The sequence below is a fragment of the Planotetraspora mira genome (genome assembly GCF_016863275.1).
Classification (GTDB): Bacteria; Actinomycetota; Actinomycetes; order Streptosporangiales; family Streptosporangiaceae; genus Planotetraspora; species Planotetraspora mira.
This window is the reverse complement of the sequence record NZ_BOOO01000001.1, coordinates 124,773-140,036: the sequence shown is the minus strand read 5'-3', so window position 1 is coordinate 140,036 and position 15,264 is coordinate 124,773. Positions and strand designations below refer to the sequence as shown.

Here is a 15,264-nt window from a genome sequence, read left to right as displayed (position 1 = left end):
CCTGGTCATCCGTAGACTAGGACGGTGATTTCCCGTATCGACCTGCGTGGGTCGCTGCCCGGCGACCTGCGTGAGGTCCTGCCCCGCGCCGAGCTCGACGTCGAGGCCGCCCTGGAGAAGGTGCGGCCCATCTGTGAGGACGTCCGCCATCGTGGCGCGGTGGCCGTCCGGGAGCTCACGGCGAGGTTCGACGGGGTCGAGCTGGCGTCGACCAGGGTCCCCGCCGCGGAGATCTCCCGAGCCCTCGACGAGCTCGATCCGGCCGTGCGCGCCGCCCTTGAGGAGTCGATCCGCCGGGCCCGCCTCGTCCATCGTGACCAGCGGCGCACCGACACCACGACCCAGGTCGTGCCGGGCGGCTCGGTGACCGAGCGCTGGGTGCCGGTGGGCCGGGTGGGGCTCTACGTGCCGGGCGGCCGGGCCGTCTACCCGTCCAGCGTGGTGATGAACGTCGTGCCGGCCCAGGAGGCCGGGGTGCGGTCGCTCGCGGTGACCTCGCCCGCGCAGAAGGAGTTCGGCGGTCTGCCGCACCCGACGATCCTGGCGGCCTGCGCGCTGCTCGGGGTCGAGGAGGTCCACGCCGTCGGAGGCGCCCAGGCCGTGGCGATGTTCGCCTACGGCACCGAGGAGTGCCCGCGGGCCGACATGGTCACCGGACCGGGCAATATCTGGGTCGCGGCGGCCAAGCGGCTGCTCAAGGGGCGGATCGGGATCGACTCCGAGGCCGGCCCGACGGAGATCGCGATCCTCGCCGACGAGACCGCCGACCCCGTCCACATCGCGGCCGACCTGATCAGCCAGGCCGAGCACGACGTGATCGCCGCCGCGGTGCTGGTCACGACGAGCGCGGAGCTCGCCGACGCGGTCGACAAGGAGCTTCCCGGCCAGATCGCCGCCACCCGCCATTCCGAGCGGATCACCGAGGCCCTCTCGGGCCGCCAGTCCGGCATCGTGCTCGTCTCGAGCGTCGGCGACGGCCTCGAGGTCGTGGACGCCTACGCCGCCGAGCACCTGGAGATCCAGACGGCGGACGCGCGTGAGGTCGCCGCCCGTGTCCGCAACGCCGGGGCGATCTTCATCGGGCCCTATGCGCCGGTGTCGCTCGGCGACTACATGGCGGGCTCCAACCACGTGCTGCCGACCGGCGGGTGCGCCTGCCACTCGTCGGGGCTGTCCGTGCAGACGTTCCTGCGCGGCATCCACGTCGTCGACTACACCCGTGAGGCCCTCGCCGAGGCGGCGCCGTACGTGTGCGCGCTGGCGGACGCCGAAGACCTGCCCGCCCACGGCGCCGCCATTCGTGCCCGGTTCGACTGGGAAGTGCCCTCATGACACTCGACGACCTGCCGATCCGCGACGACCTGCGCGGCAAGCAGCCCTACGGCGCGCCGCAACTCGACGTGCCCGTCCAGCTCAACACCAACGAGAACCCCCACCCGCCGTCGGCCGCGCTGATCGACGACCTCGCGCGGGCCGTGCGGCACGGGGCGGCCACGCTCAACCGCTACCCCGACAGGGACGCGGTCGACCTGCGCAAGGACCTCGCCGACTACCTCGGCCACGGCCTCACCGCCCGGCAGTTGTGGGCGGCCAACGGGTCGAACGAGATCATCCAGCAGATCCTCCAGGCGTTCGGCGGCCCGGGGCGTTCGGCCATCGGGTTCGAGCCGTCCTACTCCATGCACCCGATCATCGCGGGCGGCACGAACACCCGGTGGGTCGAGGGCGCCCGCGACGAGGACTTCTCGATCGACGTCGGCCACGCCGTCCAGGCCATCGAGACGCACCGTCCCGACGTCGTCTTCCTGACCTCGCCGAACAACCCGACCGGTACGGCACTGCCCCTCGGCGTGATCGAGCAGATCACCGCCGCGGCCCCGGGGATGGTCGTGGTCGACGAGGCGTACGCCGAGTTCGCGAGGGCGGGCACGCCGTCGGCCCTCAGCCTGCTGCCGGGCAACCCCCGCCTGATCGTCACGCGGACCATGTCCAAGGCGTTCGCCATGGCGGGCACGCGGCTCGGGTATCTGGCGGCCGACCCGGCCGTGGTCGACGCCATGCTGCTGGTCCGCCTGCCGTACCATCTGTCGACCCTGACCCAGGCCGCCGCCCGGGTGGCCCTGGCACATCGCGAGGAGTTGCTCGCGACCGTCGGGACACTGCGGGCAGAGCGGGACGAGACGGTCGCGTGGCTACGGCACCGTGGCCTGGCGGTCGCTGACTCGGATGCCAACTTCGTGCTATTCGGTAGGTTTCCGGACCGGCGCGCCGTATGGGAGGGGCTGCTTGAGCAGGGCGTTCTGATCAGGGAGACCGGCCCGGCGGGCTGGCTCCGCGTGTCGATCGGGACAAAGGACGAGATGGCGGCCTTCCGGGCCGCCCTGGAAGGGGTCCTCGGATGAGTGACGTACGCCGTGGCCGGGTCGAGCGCAGCACCAAGGAGACCTCGGTGCTGGTCGAGATCGACCTCGACGGCACCGGTGTCGTCGACGTCGCGACCGGTGTCGGCTTCTACGACCACATGCTCGCCCAACTGGGCAAGCACGGCCTGTTCGACCTGACCGTGAAGACCGAGGGCGATCTGCACATCGACGCGCACCACACGATCGAGGACACCTCGATCGCGCTGGGCGCGGCGTTCCGCGAGGCACTCGGCGACAAGTCGGGCATCCGCCGCTTCGGCAACGCGTCGTGCCCCCTCGACGAGGCGCTGGCCCAGGTCACGGTCGACCTCTCCGGCCGGCCGTACCTCGTGCACACCGAGCCCGAGGGCATGGCCCCGATGATCGGCCCGGACTACGACACGAGCATGACGCGGCACATCCTGGAGTCGTTCGTCGCCCAGGCGGCGGTCTGCCTCCACGTGCACGTGCCGTACGGGCGAAACGCCCACCACATCGTCGAGGCGCAGTTCAAGGCCTTGGCCCGGGCCCTGCGTGAGGCCTCGGAGCGGGACCCTCGCGCGACCGGCGTGCCGAGCACCAAGGGCGTTCTCTGATGACCTTCGCCTCGGGTGGCATGATCTTCATTGGGCTCTTCCTCCTCGGAGGGGTCTACTCCGCCATACGGCAGAGACTGAAGGTGCTCGCGGCGCTGACCGGCGTCGCGGCCGCGCTGGCGATCACGGCAGGGGTGATGTGGTGGCAGTAGGCAGACGTGTCGTGGTCCTCGACTACGGATCGGGCAACCTCCGCTCGGCGGAGCGCGCGCTGGCCCGGGTGGGCGCCGACGTGACGGTGACCGCCGACTGGGATGCCGCGCTGGAGGCCGACGGCCTGGTCGTTCCCGGCGTCGGGGCCTTCTCCGCCTGCATGGAGGGTCTCAAGAGCGTGCGCGGCGACCAGATCGTGGGCCGCAGGCTCGCGGGCGGGCGCCCGGTGCTCGGAATCTGCGTCGGGATGCAGATCCTGTTCGAGAAGGGCGTCGAGCACGGCGTCCACACCGAGGGCTGCGGCGAGTGGCCCGGCACCGTCGAGCGCCTCGACGCGCCCGTGCTCCCGCACATGGGCTGGAACACGGTCGCCCCGCCGGCCGGCAGCGTGCTGTTCGACGGCCTCGACGCGGGCACCCGCTTCTACTTCGTCCACTCCTACGGCGTGCGCGACTGGAGGCTCACGGCCGGCCCCGGCTTCAACCAGCCGCTGGTCACCTGGGCCGAGCACGGCGTGCCGTTCGTCGCGGCCGTGGAGAACGGGCCCCTGATGGCCACCCAGTTCCACCCCGAGAAGTCCGGCGACGCCGGAGCCGCGCTGCTGGGCAACTGGCTGCGCACGTTGTGAGCCGGGCTAGCCGTAGGGCGGGACGGGAGACAGGATGAGCAAGGAGCGGGCCAGGCGGAGGGCGGAGCGCGAAGCCGAGCGCGAGCGCCTCGCCGCCGCTCGCGCCGTGCGTGAGGCCAGAGCGGCCAGGCGGCGCGAGTTGCGCGGCCGCGTCACCGCGGTGTTGCCGCGGCCGGTCCGGGTGGCCCGGGTGGCCCGGCAGCAGGGCAGGCTCGCGCGAAGGCGCCGCACGGAGAACGGCGTTCTCGCGCTGCTGTGGTTCATCGTCCAGGTGCTCGCCTGGCTCCTGCTCGACGGCTGGATGGCCCGGCTCGGCGTCCTGATCTTCTCCACACTTCTGATCCCCGTGCTCGTCACCATCGTCTTCGACCGGAGGTCGTGACCAATGTCGCTCGTATTGCTCCCTGCTGTGGACGTCGCGGACGGCCAGGCGGTCCGCCTGGTGCAAGGTGAGGCGGGGACGGAGACCTCGTACGGGGATCCGCTCGCCGCGGCGCTGGCCTGGCAGGAGGCCGGTGCGGAGTGGATCCATCTGGTCGACCTGGACGCGGCGTTCGGCCGAGGTGACAACCGCGAGTTGCTCGCCTCCGTCGTCGGCGCCCTGGACGTGCGGGTCGAGTTGTCGGGGGGCATCCGTGACGACGCCTCGCTCGACGCCGCGCTGTCCACGGGCTGCCGCCGTGTCAACATCGGCACGGCCGCCCTGGAGGACCCCGCCTGGTGCGCCAAGATCATCGCTGAGCACGGCGACAAGATCGCGGTGGGCCTCGACGTCCGGGGGACCACCCTCGCCGCACGCGGCTGGACCCAGGAGGGCGGCGACCTGTGGGAGGTCCTCGACCGTCTGGAGTCCGAGGGCTGCCCCCGCTACGTCGTCACCGACGTGACCAAGGACGGCACGTTGCGCGGTCCCAACCTCGATCTGCTCCGCGAGGTCTGCGCCAGGACCGACCGGCCCGTGATCGCCAGCGGCGGCGTCTCCTCGCTCGACGACCTCCGCGCGCTGGCCACCCTCGTCCCCGAGGGCGTCGAGGGCGCCATCGTCGGCAAGGCGCTGTACGCCCAGGCGTTCACGCTGGAAGAGGCGCTCGCGGCGGTGAGCGCGCGATGAACGAGCGTGTCACCTTCACCCGGATCTCCTCCGGCGGTCCCTGGGAGGACCGGTACGGCTACGCCCGCGCGGTCGTCGCGGGCCCCCACATCCACGTGTCCGGCTGCACCGCCACCGTCGGCGGGGAGATCCAGCACGTCGGCGACGCCTACAACCAGACGCTGACGGCGATCTCCATCGCCCTCGACGCGGTGGAGAAGGCGGGGGTCTCGGTCGCCGAGGTCGTCCGCACGCGCCTCTACGTCGTGAACGCCGCCGACTTCGAGGCCGTCGGCCGCGCGCACGGCGAGGTGTTCGGGACCGTACGGCCGGCCTGCACGAGTGTCCAGGTCGCCGGCCTGGTGGACTCCCGCATGCTGGTAGAGGTCGAGGTCGAGGCCTACCGGGGGGAGCGGTCGCCATGACGGTCGCGGTGCGGGTCATCCCCTGCCTGGACGTGGACGCCGGGCGGGTGGTCAAGGGCGTCAACTTCGAGAACCTGCGTGATGCGGGGGACCCGGTCGAGCTCGCCCGCCGCTACGACGCCGAAGGCGCGGATGAGCTGACATTTCTCGACATCACCGCGTCTTCGGGCGAGCGGGAGACCATGCTCGACGTGGTCCGCCGTACGGCGGAGCAGGTGTTCATCCCGCTGACCGTCGGCGGGGGGATCCGGGCGGTCGAGGACGTGGACCGCATGCTGCGCGCCGGCGCCGACAAGGTGGGCATCAACACCGCGGCCATCGCGCGGCCCGAACTGCTCACCGAGGCGTCGCGGCGGTTCGGCTCCCAGTGCGTGGTGTTGTCCGTCGACGCCCGCAGGGTCGTCGACGGCCCGCCCACGCCGTCCGGCTTCGAGGTGACCACCCACGGCGGACGCCGCGGCACGGGGCTCGACGCCGTCGAGTGGGCCGCGCGGGGCCAGGAGCTCGGTGTGGGGGAGATCCTGCTCAACTCGATGGACGGCGACGGCACCAAGTCGGGCTACGACCTGGAGATGCTCAGAGCCGTCCGCGCGGCCGTGACGGTCCCGGTGATCGCCTCGGGCGGCGCGGGGAGGCTGGAGGACTTCGCGCCGGCCGTCGAGGCCGGGGCCGACGCCGTGCTCGCCGCGTCGGTGTTCCACTTCGGCCAGCTCAAGATCCACGAGGTGAAGGAGACGCTGCGGTCCGCGGGCCATCCCGTCCGCTGAAGGCAGGGTTGAAACGGCTCTTTACCGCTCGGGGAGTTTGATTTCCGGGCGGTGGAGATGTGGTCCTCGTGCGATTCCTGGAAATTCACCGAATACGCGAGAAACGCGGCCTCCAGATTCACCGGAGGCCGCATCCCATTCATGTGGCCGCTTTTTCCGCGGCGCTTGGTTTCACTGTGTGCGGCGCAGGCGCGGGTGTGTCACTCGCCCTGGTCCGACCAGCGGTGCCTGGGCTCCTCGCGGGGAGGAATCGACTCTCCCCGCATGGACTGCTGCTGCATGGGCTCGCCCGTGAGGGACTCGTCCACGGTGGACTCGTCCTGCGAGATCTCTTCCGGTGTGGTGGACTCTTGCTGCTCGGACTCGTCGGACTCCTCGGCCACCGGGTCGAGGGACGGGATCCGCATCCGGTCGCTCATCGCGCCGGACGTCCCGCTGTAAGCGGTGCCGATCGTCGTGTCGGACGCCGTGTCGGCGACCGACGAGGTGCCGGGGTCGTGGGTGGCGGCCTGGGCCGTCTGCGCCGACCCGAAGGCGATGGCGGGAAGAAGGGCCAGACTCAGAAGAGCTGGGAGACGCTTTCCGTTCATGCTTTCTCCTATCCGATCAGGGCCGCTTGGCGGCGATCGGGGATTTGCTCTTCCATCGTCGGCCCGGGCGTCGAATTCCGTCTAGGCGAAACAACCGGAAATAGAGCGAACCGAACGGCATTCCATTCCACGGGCTGACGGTTCGTTGTCCTTGCCCACCGATTACGAGGTGGCGATTTGCGCGCCCGTCGACTCCCTGACGACCAGCGTCGGCTGGAACATGATCTGCTGGTGCGTGTGCGCCTCGGGGTTGTCGCACTCGTCGAGCAGCAACTGGGTGGCGATGCGGCCGAGCCGGTACGTCGGCTGAGTGATCGAGCTGAGCGACACGGCCGAGGCGGCGGCGAAGTCGATGTCGTCGTAGCCGATCAGCATCACGTCGCCGGGCACGCGTACCTCCGCCTGGAGCAGCCCGCGCAGCAGGCCCAGCGCCAGCAGGTCGTTGGCGCAGAACACGGCGTCCGGCAGCGCTCCCGACGTCAGCAGCGCCTCGGCCGCCTGCTGTCCGCACCCGGCGTTCATGCTGGGCACCGTCAGCTCGGCGAGCGTGACGGCCGGGTCCAGGCCCGCCTGCAGCACGGCCTGCCGCGCTCCTTCCAGGCGGTCCTGACACTGCCGGATGGAGGAGGGGCCGCTCAGGTAGGCGATTCGGCGGGCTCCCCGCTCGAGCAGGTGGCCCACGGCGAGGCCGCCGCCCACCACGTCGTTGACGGCGACCGAGCACTGGTCGGGCCGGTGGGCCGGGTGGTCGACCAGGACGAGGTTGATGCCGCGCTCGCGGATGCGGTCGAGCCGCACCGGATCCTCTCCGGACGGAGTGATCAGCACTCCCCGCACACGTTGCTCGGACAGGACGAGCAGGTTGCGCTCCTCCTTCGCGAGGTTCCCCGCGGAATTGCCGAGGATCACCGCGTACCCGAGCTCGCTCGCCATGTCCTCGACGCCGGCGGCGACATCGGTGAAGAACGGGTTGCCGATGTCGATCACGGACAGCCCGATGGTCCTGCTGTGCCCCGCCCGCAACGACGACGCGGAGCCGTGCCGGACGAATCCCAGCTCCCGTACGGACCGCTGGACTCGTTCTCTGGTGGCGGCGGCGACCTTCTCCGGACGGTTGAGCACGTTGGAGACGGTGCCGGGGGAGACACCGGCGTGGGCCGCGACCTCCCTGATGCCGATCGGATTCATCGAAGCCGATTAAAACGGAGCCGCAGGGGCCGCGCCAGCCCGGGGCGCGCCTTTCCGGGGGCCGGCCGGCGGGTCAGAACGCCCGCAGGTGCTGGAAGGTCTCGTACGCGACGTCCTGGGCGGCGAAGTCCGCGGCCTCCGACCGTTTGACGGCCAGATAGGCGGCGCCCCGCAAGGGCCCCAGGGCGTCCATGAGGAGCCGGTCGGCCTCCAGGGCGTCCAGAGCCTCGCCGAGGGATGAGGGGAGCCGCTCGCAGCCCAGACGGGCTCGCTCCTTGGCGCTCAGCGTGTCGGGGTCCACCAGGACGGGCTTTCCGGGGTCGAGCTCCCGCCGGATGCCGTCCAGCCCCGCGTGGAGGACGGCGCCGAGCGACAGGTACGGGTTGGCCGACGAATCCGAGGGCTTGATCTCGAGATTCGTCGACGCCTCGACGTTTCCGCCCATGGGGGAGCAGATCCGGACCGCCGCCTCGCGATTGTCCATGCCGTAGCAGGTGTAGGCGCTCGCCCAGGCGCGGGGCCGGAGGCGCCGGTAACTGTTGACGCTCGCGCAGGTCAGTGCCACGAGGCCGGGCAGGTGGGCGAGGACGCCCGCGATGAAGCGCCGGCCGAGCACCGACAGGCCGCCCTTGCCGTCGGCGAACAGGTTGTGCTCCAGATCGGCGTCCCAGAGGGAGATATGCAGGTGGGCGCCGTTGCCCGCCTGGTCGGCGATCGGCTTGGGCGCGAGCGAGGCCCACATCGCCATCCGGAAGGCCACTCCGCGGACGGTCTCCCGGTAGATCACGTGGTTGTCGGCGGCTTTGAGCGCGGTCGCGGGCCTGATGGACAGCTCGTGCTGGCCGGCTCCCAGTTCGGGGTAGTAGTGCTCGATCGGCAGCCCCTGCGCCTCCAGCGCGCGTACGAGCGCCATCGTGTAGTCGTGGGCGAGGTCGAACCCGGCCGCGGCGTAGCACAGGCTGTCGTCGATCGGGACGAGCCGATCGGGGCCGCCGGTCGGATCGGGGAGCCGCCGGCCGAGGGTGAACTCGGGCTCGAACGCCGCGACGGGGGTGAGGCCCTCCGAGCCGAGCAGGGCGATGGCGTCCTTGAGGAACGTTCGCGGGCAGGCCGCCCACGGGCTCCCGTCGAGCTGCCGGAGATCGGAGAGCATCGCCGCCGCGCCGGACGCGTAGGGGAGCGGCACGAAGGTCGCGGGATCGGGGACGATGCGGACCTCGCCCACCGGTCCCATGCCCTCGACCGGCTGGAGACGGTCGAGCATCGACATCGCCATCATCGCCACCGTGTGGCCGATGCCCGTGCCGATCCGTTCGGAGAGGCGGGAGCGTCCCGCCGCCTTGCCGCGGATGACTCCGCCGTGGTCGGCGTAGAGGAATCGGACCAGCTCGATGCCGTCGACCTCGACACGTTCGAGGATCCGGCGGGCTGCGGGATCGAGTTGTTGTTGAGCGACGGCGGCGCTTTGGCGGTCTCCCATCCTGCCTGCGTAACACGGCGGAGCCGTCGGCGGAAGGGCCGCCACGCCACCGCGCCGCCTTTTCGGCGCGGTGCGCGGGGTGGAGAGAAGGCCGGGTGTGCGGAATCCCCTTCGGCACACCGGCCGGGGTCACATCACTGCAGGACCGTCGTGAAGAAGGTCGCCAGACGGGTGGCGCCGGTGTTGATCGTGTCGAACACGCCGCTGACGGCGCCGGCTGCGGCTCGCGGCTGGTTGTAGAGGTAGAAGACCACGAACGCGATGGCCGCGTACGTAAGAACCTTCTTGACCTGCATTGGGGGGCCTCCTGCAGTCAGTTTCCCGGCTGTTTGTACCCGGCGACACGGAAGATCATAACTAGCCGGGAGGCCACGAGCCCCTACCATCCCATCCGCTGAGAAGGCGCAGGGTCAGCTGTTCACGAGCGTCGTGAAGAACGACGAGAGGCGTTCCGCGCCGGTGCTGACGCCCCCGAACAGGCCCCTGACCGCGGCGGCTGCGGCCGTGGGCTGGGTGAACAGGTAGAAGATCACGAAGGCGACGACCACATAGGTGATTATCTTCTTGGCGTTCATCGGGGCTCCAACCATGAGGCACTGCCCTCATGCTGCCGCATCGCGCCAAGGTTACGCGTGATTTCCGTCTAGATCGATTTACCGTGTCACATGCCCAGAGGCGTCTCGCGCAGCCGCCGCACCGCGCCCTCGTCGCCGTCGAAGGTCACCCGGGCGTGCTCGCCCCGGCCGAAGGCGAACAGGATCAGCTCGCCGGTCTCACCGCTGACGACCACCTCGGGCGCGGTCTTCCCGGCCGTCACCTCGCCGCCGCCGGTGCGCCGGAGCAGGACGCCGACCGGCGATTTGCGCAGGAAGAGGCGGGCGCCGCTCTTGAGTTGCCGCCACAGCGACTCCTCGGCCTCCGGAGGCAGCACGCGGGGCTCCCAGCCGGGCCGGGCGCGTCTGACGTCCTCGTGGTGGACGAACAACTCGACGGAGTTCACGACCTTGTCGATGCCGGGGATGCGGTACGGGGACCAGACCGGCGGGCCCTGCCGTACGAACTCGACCAGTTCGGCATAGGACCGCCCGTTCTTGAGGCGGTTCTGGACGGAGCCGGTGTAGCCGGACAGGAAACTGAGCGCGATGCCCCCCGCGGCGTCGGGCCGGCGCTCACGGAGCACGAGGTGCGCGGCGAGATCCGCCGTCGTCCATCCCTCGCAGAGCGTGGGAGCATCGGGACCGAACTCGTCCAGTGTGGTGGAGATGGCCGCACGTTCGTCCCGTACAAAACTCACGAGGGCAGCCTAGCCCCGATCACCCGCGTCACGATCACCAGGCCCGTCAAGGAATAATCCGGTTGATCGTGATGATATGGAATATCTAGGACTAAAGGCTTGGTGTGGCGTCGGTCGAGAGGCCGATTCGTGTGCGCGCCGGGGTAGGTAACGTCCGATTCGCTGGCGCTCGGAGCGGGCGGCCAGAACGTCCCCGACCGAGAGGAAACCCGGCGTGCCGTCGAAGGACTCCCCCGCGCGGCCGAGTAAATCCGTCATGACCCGCGGTCTGCGGGTCATCGGCATGGCGATCAGGGCCGAGCCGCGCATCTTCACCAGCGCGGTGCTCGCGAGCGCGGTCTACGGCATCATGACCGTCGGCTCCTCCTGGGCCCTCGGCCGGGCGACGGACGACGTCGTGCTGCCCGCCTTCCGTGACGGCCGCGCCCACACCGGCGCGCTGGTCGCGGCGGCCCTGCTGATCGTCGGCGTCGCGGTGTTCAAGGCCGCCGGGATCATGGGCAGGCGGATCCTCGCCGGAGTCATGCAGTACCGGATGCAGGCCCGTTCGCGGCGCGCGGTGACCCGGCAGTACCTGCGGCTGCCACTGGCCTGGCACCACCTGCATCCGACGGGTCAGCTGCTGTCCAACGCCAACTCCGACGTCGAGGCGGCCTGGGCGCCGCTCGCGCCCCTTCCGATGGCTGTGGGCGTCATCGTGATGCTCGTGACGGCGGCGGGGGCGATCCTGCTCATCGACCCCGTCCTCGCCGTCGTCGGTTTCCTGATATTTCCGGCGATCGCCGTACTGAACCTGATCTACCAGCGCAGGCTGTCCCCTCTCGCGATGCGCGCGCAGCAGCTCAGGGCCGAGGTGAGCGAGGTGGCGCACGAGAGTTTCGACGGCGCGCTCGTCGTGAAGACGCTCGGCCGGGAGGACGCGGAGGCCCGCCGGTTCCAGGTGCGCGCCGACGAGTTGCGCGACGCCAACGTCGCCGTCGGCCGGGTGCGCGGATTGTTCGACCCGCTGCTCGAGGCCCTGCCGACGATCGGCGTGCTGGCCGTGCTGCTGGTCGGCGCGATGCGGCTCGAAGCCCGCGACGTCGTCGCCGGAGACCTGATCCAGGTCGCCTACCTCTTCACGCTCCTCGCCTTCCCCGTCCGGGCGCTCGGCTGGGTGCTCGCCGAGCTTCCCCGCAGCGTCGTCGGCTGGACCCGGGTGCAGGACGTCCTCGACGCCACCGGGTCCATGGAGTACGGCACGGCGGACCTGGCCGGCGACAGCCCCGCGGGCGTGCGGGCCGACGGGGTGAGCTACGGCTACCTTCCCGACGCCTCCGTGCTCACCGACGTGACGTTCGAGGTGGCGCCCGGCCGCACCGTCGCCGTCGTGGGGCCGACGGGTTCGGGCAAGTCCACGCTGACCCTGCTGCTCGGGCGGCTGATCGACCCCGCCGCCGGCGCCGTACGGATCGACGGCACCGACCTGCGCGAGGTCGCGAGGGGCGGGGTGAGCGACGCGGTGGCCCTGGTGCTCCAGCAGACGTTCCTGTTCGACGACACCGTCCGCGGCAACATCACGGTGGGCCGGGACGTGCCGGACGAGACCGTGTGGGCGGCCCTGCGGCTGGCCCAGGCGGACGGGTTCGTCAGCGCATTGCCGTCCGGGCTGGACACGCGTGTCGGCGAGCGGGGCACGTCGTTGTCGGGCGGGCAGCGGCAGCGGATCGCGCTCGCCCGGGCGATCGTCCGCACGCCCCGGCTGCTCATCCTCGACGACGCCACCTCCAGCGTGGACCCCCAGGTGGAGAAGCGCATCCTGCACGGCCTGCGCGAGGGCGCGGCCGGTTCAACGGTGATCGTCGTCGCCTACCGGATGGCGACGATCGCCCTGGCGGACGAGGTCGTCTACCTGGAACACGGCAGGGTCGTCGACCAGGGCCCCCACGAGCTGTTGCTGGAGCGCTGCGCGGGCTACCGGGACCTGGTCACCGCATACGAGCGCGAGGAGGCCGAACGGGCCGCGCTCGACACCGACGAGGAGATCGTGGCATGACCGCCGTGACAGAGGAGACCACGACCGAGGGCGAAAAGCCGGGCGGCCTCCAGGCCGCCGAGCGGACGGCGTTCGAGACCATACGGCACGGCCTGCGGTTGTCGCCCGAATTCCGCAACGGACTCCTGGGCACGGTGTGCCTCGCCGTGCTGGCGACCCTCGGCAAGGTCATCGTCCCCATCGCCGTGCAGCAGGTGATCGACCGGGGGCTCGGCGACGTGCCCGACGTGCCGTTCATCCGGAACGCGACCGCCCTGTGCGCCGTCGCCGTCCTGCTGACCGCCCTGTGCGGCTACCTGATGAACGTCCGGCTCTACAAGTCGACCGAGTCCGGCCTCGCCACCCTGCGGGGCAAGGGCTTCCGCCACGTGCACGACCTGTCGGTGCTCACCCAGAACTCCGAGCGGCGCGGCGCGCTGGTCTCGCGGGTGACGAGCGACGTCGACCAGATCAGCACGTTCATGCAGTGGGGCGGCCTGCTCGTCATCGTGGCCCTCGGGCAACTGTTGGTCGCGACCGTCCTCATGGCGGTCTACTCCTGGCAGCTCACCCTGCTGGTCTGGGCCTGCTTCCTGCCGCTGGTGATCGCCCTGCCGCGGTTCCAGCGGCTGGTCGCCCGGGCGTACATCCGCGTCCGCGAGCGGACCGGCGACGTCCTCGCCGGCGTCAGCGAGTCGGTCGTCGGCAGCGCCGTCATCCGGGCCTACGGCTCGGAGGACCGTACGGCCGCGCGGATCGGCGCGGCGGTGGACGAGCAGCGCAAGGCGCAGACCAGGGCCCAGAAGATCATCGGGTTCACGTTCCCGATCACCGAGCTGGTCGCCGCCATCGCCGTCGCGGGCGTCGTGGTGGCAGGGGTGGAGCTCGGCGTCTCCGGCTCCATCACGCCGGGCAGGCTCATCGCGTTCCTCTTCCTGATCACCCTGTTCATCAGCCCGCTGCAGACCGCGACCGAGGTGCTGAACGAGGCGCAGAACGCCATCGCCGGATGGCGGCGCATCCTCGGCGTCCTCGACACCCCCGCCGACGTCGCCGACCCCGCGGACGGCGCGACGCTGCCGCGGGGGCCGATCTCCGTGGAGTTCGAGAACGTCGGCTTCGCCTATCCGGGCGGTGCCCCCGTGCTCCACGACGTCGCGGTGGAGATCGGGCCGCGCAGCCGCGTGGCCATCGTGGGCGAGACCGGATCGGGCAAGACGACGTTCGCCAAGCTGCTCACCCGGCTCATGGACCCGACCTCGGGCCGGATCCTCGTCGACGGCGTCGACCTGCGGAAGGTGCGGTTCTCCTCCCTGCGGGAACGGATCGTGATGGTCCCTCAGGACGGGTTCCTGTTCGACTCGTCCCTGGCGGACAACATCCGCTTCGGGCGCCCGTCCGCGACCCTCGACGACGTACGGCTGGCCGTGACCGAACTGGGCCTGGCCGACTGGGTCGACGGCCTGCCCGCGGGGCTGGACACGGCCGTGGGCCAGCGCGGGGAGTCGCTGTCGGCGGGGGAGCGGCAACTCGTGGCGCTCGCCAGGGCCTACCTGGCGGATCCCGACCTGCTGCTGCTGGACGAGGCCACCTCGGCCGTCGACCCGGCCACCGAGGTGCGGCTGGCTCGCGCGCTCGACGGCGTGACCCGCGGCCGCAGCGCCGTCTCCATCGCCCACCGGCTGTCGACCGCCCAGGCGGCCGACGAGGTCATCGTGTTCGAGCACGGGCGCATCGTCCAGCGGGGTCCCCACGCCGTCCTGGTCCAGGAGCCGGGCGTCTACGCCGACCTCTACGACTCCTGGACGTCGGCCACCCATTCCTCCTGATCAGTGCGTGGTCGTCTCGCCTGAAAGCCGCTGGGCGAGGTAGATGGGGACGATCGAGACGACGATGAGGGCGGCGGCGACCACGTTGACCACGGGAGCCTGGTTCGGGCGGAAGAGGTTCTCGAAGATCCAGATGGGCAGGGTCCTGACTCCCGCCCCCGAGGTGAACGTGGTCACGATGATCTCGTCGAACGAGAGCGCGAAGGCCAGCAGGCCGCCCGCGAGCAGTGCCGACCGCATCATCGGGAACGTGACCAGGCGGAACGTGGTGAAGGTGTCGGCGCCCAGGTCGGCCGACGCCTCCTCGAGCCCCAGACCCATCCGGCGCAGGCGCGCCAGCACGTTGTTGTAGACCGTGACCACGCAGAAGGTGGCGTGCCCGACGATCACCGTCAGCATTCCGAGGGGGATCCCCAGGACCGTGTGGAAGGTGTTACTCAGCGCGATGCCGGTCACGATCCCCGGCAGCGCGATCGGCAGCACGATGAGCAGCGAGACGCTGTTCTTGCCGAAGAACCGGTAACGCTGTACGGCGAAGGCGGCCATCGTGCCGAGGACGAGGGCGATCGCGGTGGCGCCGAGCCCCGCCTGGACCGAGGTCCACAGGGCGTCGCGGACACCGCTGGAGTTCCATGCCGAATGCCACCACTGGAACGTCAGCCCCGGGGGCGGCCATCCGAAGGTGCGGTCGGAGTTGAAGGAGTTGAGGATCACCACGGCCAGCGGCACGTAGATGACGCCGAGGCCGAGGACCAGCGCGGTCCTGAGCAGCAGGCGGGCCGGACGGGACAGATTCACCGCGTCTCCT

18 protein-coding genes are annotated in these 15,264 nt (G+C 70.8%); 11 read left to right on the top strand and 7 right to left on the bottom strand.

The genetic code is table 11. The annotated features are described in order from the left end of the window. Positions 1 to 24: 24 nt before the first annotated feature. From hisD to hisF, 9 genes are read left to right on the top strand one after another with little or no spacing between them, the layout of a single operon-like run. The gene (gene hisD, locus Pmi06nite_RS00665) at positions 25 to 1,332 is read left to right on the top strand and encodes a histidinol dehydrogenase (RefSeq protein ID WP_203950791.1); all 1,308 of its coding nucleotides are present in this window, start codon (positions 25 to 27) and stop codon (positions 1,330 to 1,332) included. Then, positions 1,329 to 2,402: a histidinol-phosphate transaminase gene (locus tag Pmi06nite_RS00660; protein ID WP_203950790.1), complete on the top strand. Its 1,074-nt coding sequence runs from the start codon at positions 1,329 to 1,331 to the stop codon at positions 2,400 to 2,402. The genes hisD and Pmi06nite_RS00660 overlap by 4 nt, the downstream gene beginning before the upstream one ends. Further along, entirely contained in the window at positions 2,399 to 2,998 is a 600-nt protein-coding gene (gene hisB / locus Pmi06nite_RS00655) for an imidazoleglycerol-phosphate dehydratase HisB (protein ID WP_203950789.1), read from the top strand. Before Pmi06nite_RS00660 ends, hisB begins: the two co-directional genes overlap by 4 nt. Then, positions 2,998 to 3,150, top strand: coding sequence for a CG2302 family histidine operon protein (locus Pmi06nite_RS00650; RefSeq protein ID WP_203950788.1), 153 nt, complete (start codon positions 2,998 to 3,000; stop codon positions 3,148 to 3,150). The genes hisB and Pmi06nite_RS00650 overlap by 1 nt, the downstream gene beginning before the upstream one ends. Continuing rightward, the gene (hisH, locus tag Pmi06nite_RS00645) at positions 3,141 to 3,779 is read left to right on the top strand and encodes an imidazole glycerol phosphate synthase subunit HisH (protein WP_203950787.1); all 639 of its coding nucleotides are present in this window, start codon (positions 3,141 to 3,143) and stop codon (positions 3,777 to 3,779) included. Before Pmi06nite_RS00650 ends, hisH begins: the two co-directional genes overlap by 10 nt. A gap of 34 nt (positions 3,780 to 3,813) precedes the next feature. Next, positions 3,814 to 4,161, top strand: a complete 348-nt coding sequence (locus Pmi06nite_RS00640; RefSeq protein ID WP_203950786.1) for a hypothetical protein — start codon at positions 3,814 to 3,816, stop codon at positions 4,159 to 4,161. A gap of 3 nt (positions 4,162 to 4,164) precedes the next feature. Continuing rightward, complete coding sequence (gene priA / locus Pmi06nite_RS00635) at positions 4,165 to 4,890, top strand: bifunctional 1-(5-phosphoribosyl)-5-((5-phosphoribosylamino)methylideneamino)imidazole-4-carboxamide isomerase/phosphoribosylanthranilate isomerase PriA (RefSeq protein WP_203950785.1); 726 nt, start codon at positions 4,165 to 4,167, stop codon at positions 4,888 to 4,890. Continuing rightward, positions 4,887 to 5,294, top strand: coding sequence for a RidA family protein (locus Pmi06nite_RS00630; RefSeq protein WP_203950784.1), 408 nt, complete (start codon positions 4,887 to 4,889; stop codon positions 5,292 to 5,294). The genes priA and Pmi06nite_RS00630 overlap by 4 nt, the downstream gene beginning before the upstream one ends. Beyond that, positions 5,291 to 6,061: an imidazole glycerol phosphate synthase subunit HisF gene (gene hisF / locus Pmi06nite_RS00625; RefSeq protein WP_203950783.1), complete on the top strand. Its 771-nt coding sequence runs from the start codon at positions 5,291 to 5,293 to the stop codon at positions 6,059 to 6,061. The genes Pmi06nite_RS00630 and hisF overlap by 4 nt, the downstream gene beginning before the upstream one ends. Positions 6,062 to 6,261: 200 nt before the next feature. Here hisF and Pmi06nite_RS00620 read toward each other — a convergent pair whose 3' ends face one another. The 6 genes from Pmi06nite_RS00620 to Pmi06nite_RS00595 all read right to left on the bottom strand — a co-directional run bounded on the left by Pmi06nite_RS00620 (position 6,262) and on the right by Pmi06nite_RS00595 (position 10,613). Then, complete coding sequence (locus tag Pmi06nite_RS00620; protein WP_203950782.1) at positions 6,262 to 6,651, bottom strand: hypothetical protein; 390 nt, start codon at positions 6,649 to 6,651, stop codon at positions 6,262 to 6,264. Positions 6,652 to 6,813: 162 nt separating this feature from the next. After that, the gene (locus Pmi06nite_RS00615; protein ID WP_203950781.1) at positions 6,814 to 7,839 is read right to left on the bottom strand and encodes a LacI family DNA-binding transcriptional regulator; all 1,026 of its coding nucleotides are present in this window, start codon (positions 7,837 to 7,839) and stop codon (positions 6,814 to 6,816) included. A gap of 73 nt (positions 7,840 to 7,912) precedes the next feature. Then, positions 7,913 to 9,319, bottom strand: coding sequence for a glutamine synthetase family protein (locus Pmi06nite_RS00610; protein WP_203950780.1), 1,407 nt, complete (start codon positions 9,317 to 9,319; stop codon positions 7,913 to 7,915). A 134-nt stretch (positions 9,320 to 9,453) separates the two neighbouring features. Then, positions 9,454 to 9,615 carry a hypothetical protein gene (locus tag Pmi06nite_RS00605; RefSeq protein ID WP_203950779.1) on the bottom strand — a complete coding sequence of 54 codons (162 nt, stop codon included), beginning with the start codon at positions 9,613 to 9,615 and terminating at the stop codon, positions 9,454 to 9,456. A gap of 114 nt (positions 9,616 to 9,729) precedes the next feature. Next, positions 9,730 to 9,894, bottom strand: coding sequence for a hypothetical protein (locus tag Pmi06nite_RS00600; RefSeq protein WP_203950778.1), 165 nt, complete (start codon positions 9,892 to 9,894; stop codon positions 9,730 to 9,732). A gap of 86 nt (positions 9,895 to 9,980) precedes the next feature. Next, positions 9,981 to 10,613 carry a TIGR03085 family metal-binding protein gene (locus Pmi06nite_RS00595; RefSeq protein WP_203950777.1) on the bottom strand — a complete coding sequence of 211 codons (633 nt, stop codon included), beginning with the start codon at positions 10,611 to 10,613 and terminating at the stop codon, positions 9,981 to 9,983. 256 nt (positions 10,614 to 10,869) lie between these two features. Here Pmi06nite_RS00595 and Pmi06nite_RS00590 point away from each other — a divergent pair, with 256 nt between their 5' ends. Together Pmi06nite_RS00590 and Pmi06nite_RS00585 are read left to right on the top strand one after the other, a co-directional pair. Beyond that, on the top strand, positions 10,870 to 12,648 hold the full coding sequence (locus Pmi06nite_RS00590; protein ID WP_203950776.1) for an ABC transporter ATP-binding protein: 1,779 nt from the start codon (positions 10,870 to 10,872) through the stop codon (positions 12,646 to 12,648). After that, positions 12,645 to 14,456, top strand: a complete 1,812-nt coding sequence (locus Pmi06nite_RS00585) for an ABC transporter ATP-binding protein (protein WP_203950775.1) — start codon at positions 12,645 to 12,647, stop codon at positions 14,454 to 14,456. Before Pmi06nite_RS00590 ends, Pmi06nite_RS00585 begins: the two co-directional genes overlap by 4 nt. On the opposite strand, the gene Pmi06nite_RS00580 is transcribed toward Pmi06nite_RS00585, so the two are convergent. Further along, a complete protein-coding gene (locus Pmi06nite_RS00580) occupies positions 14,457 to 15,254 on the bottom strand; it encodes an ABC transporter permease (protein ID WP_203950774.1) in 798 nt (265 codons plus the stop codon). It lies immediately after the preceding gene. Positions 15,255 to 15,264: the final 10 nt, after the last annotated feature.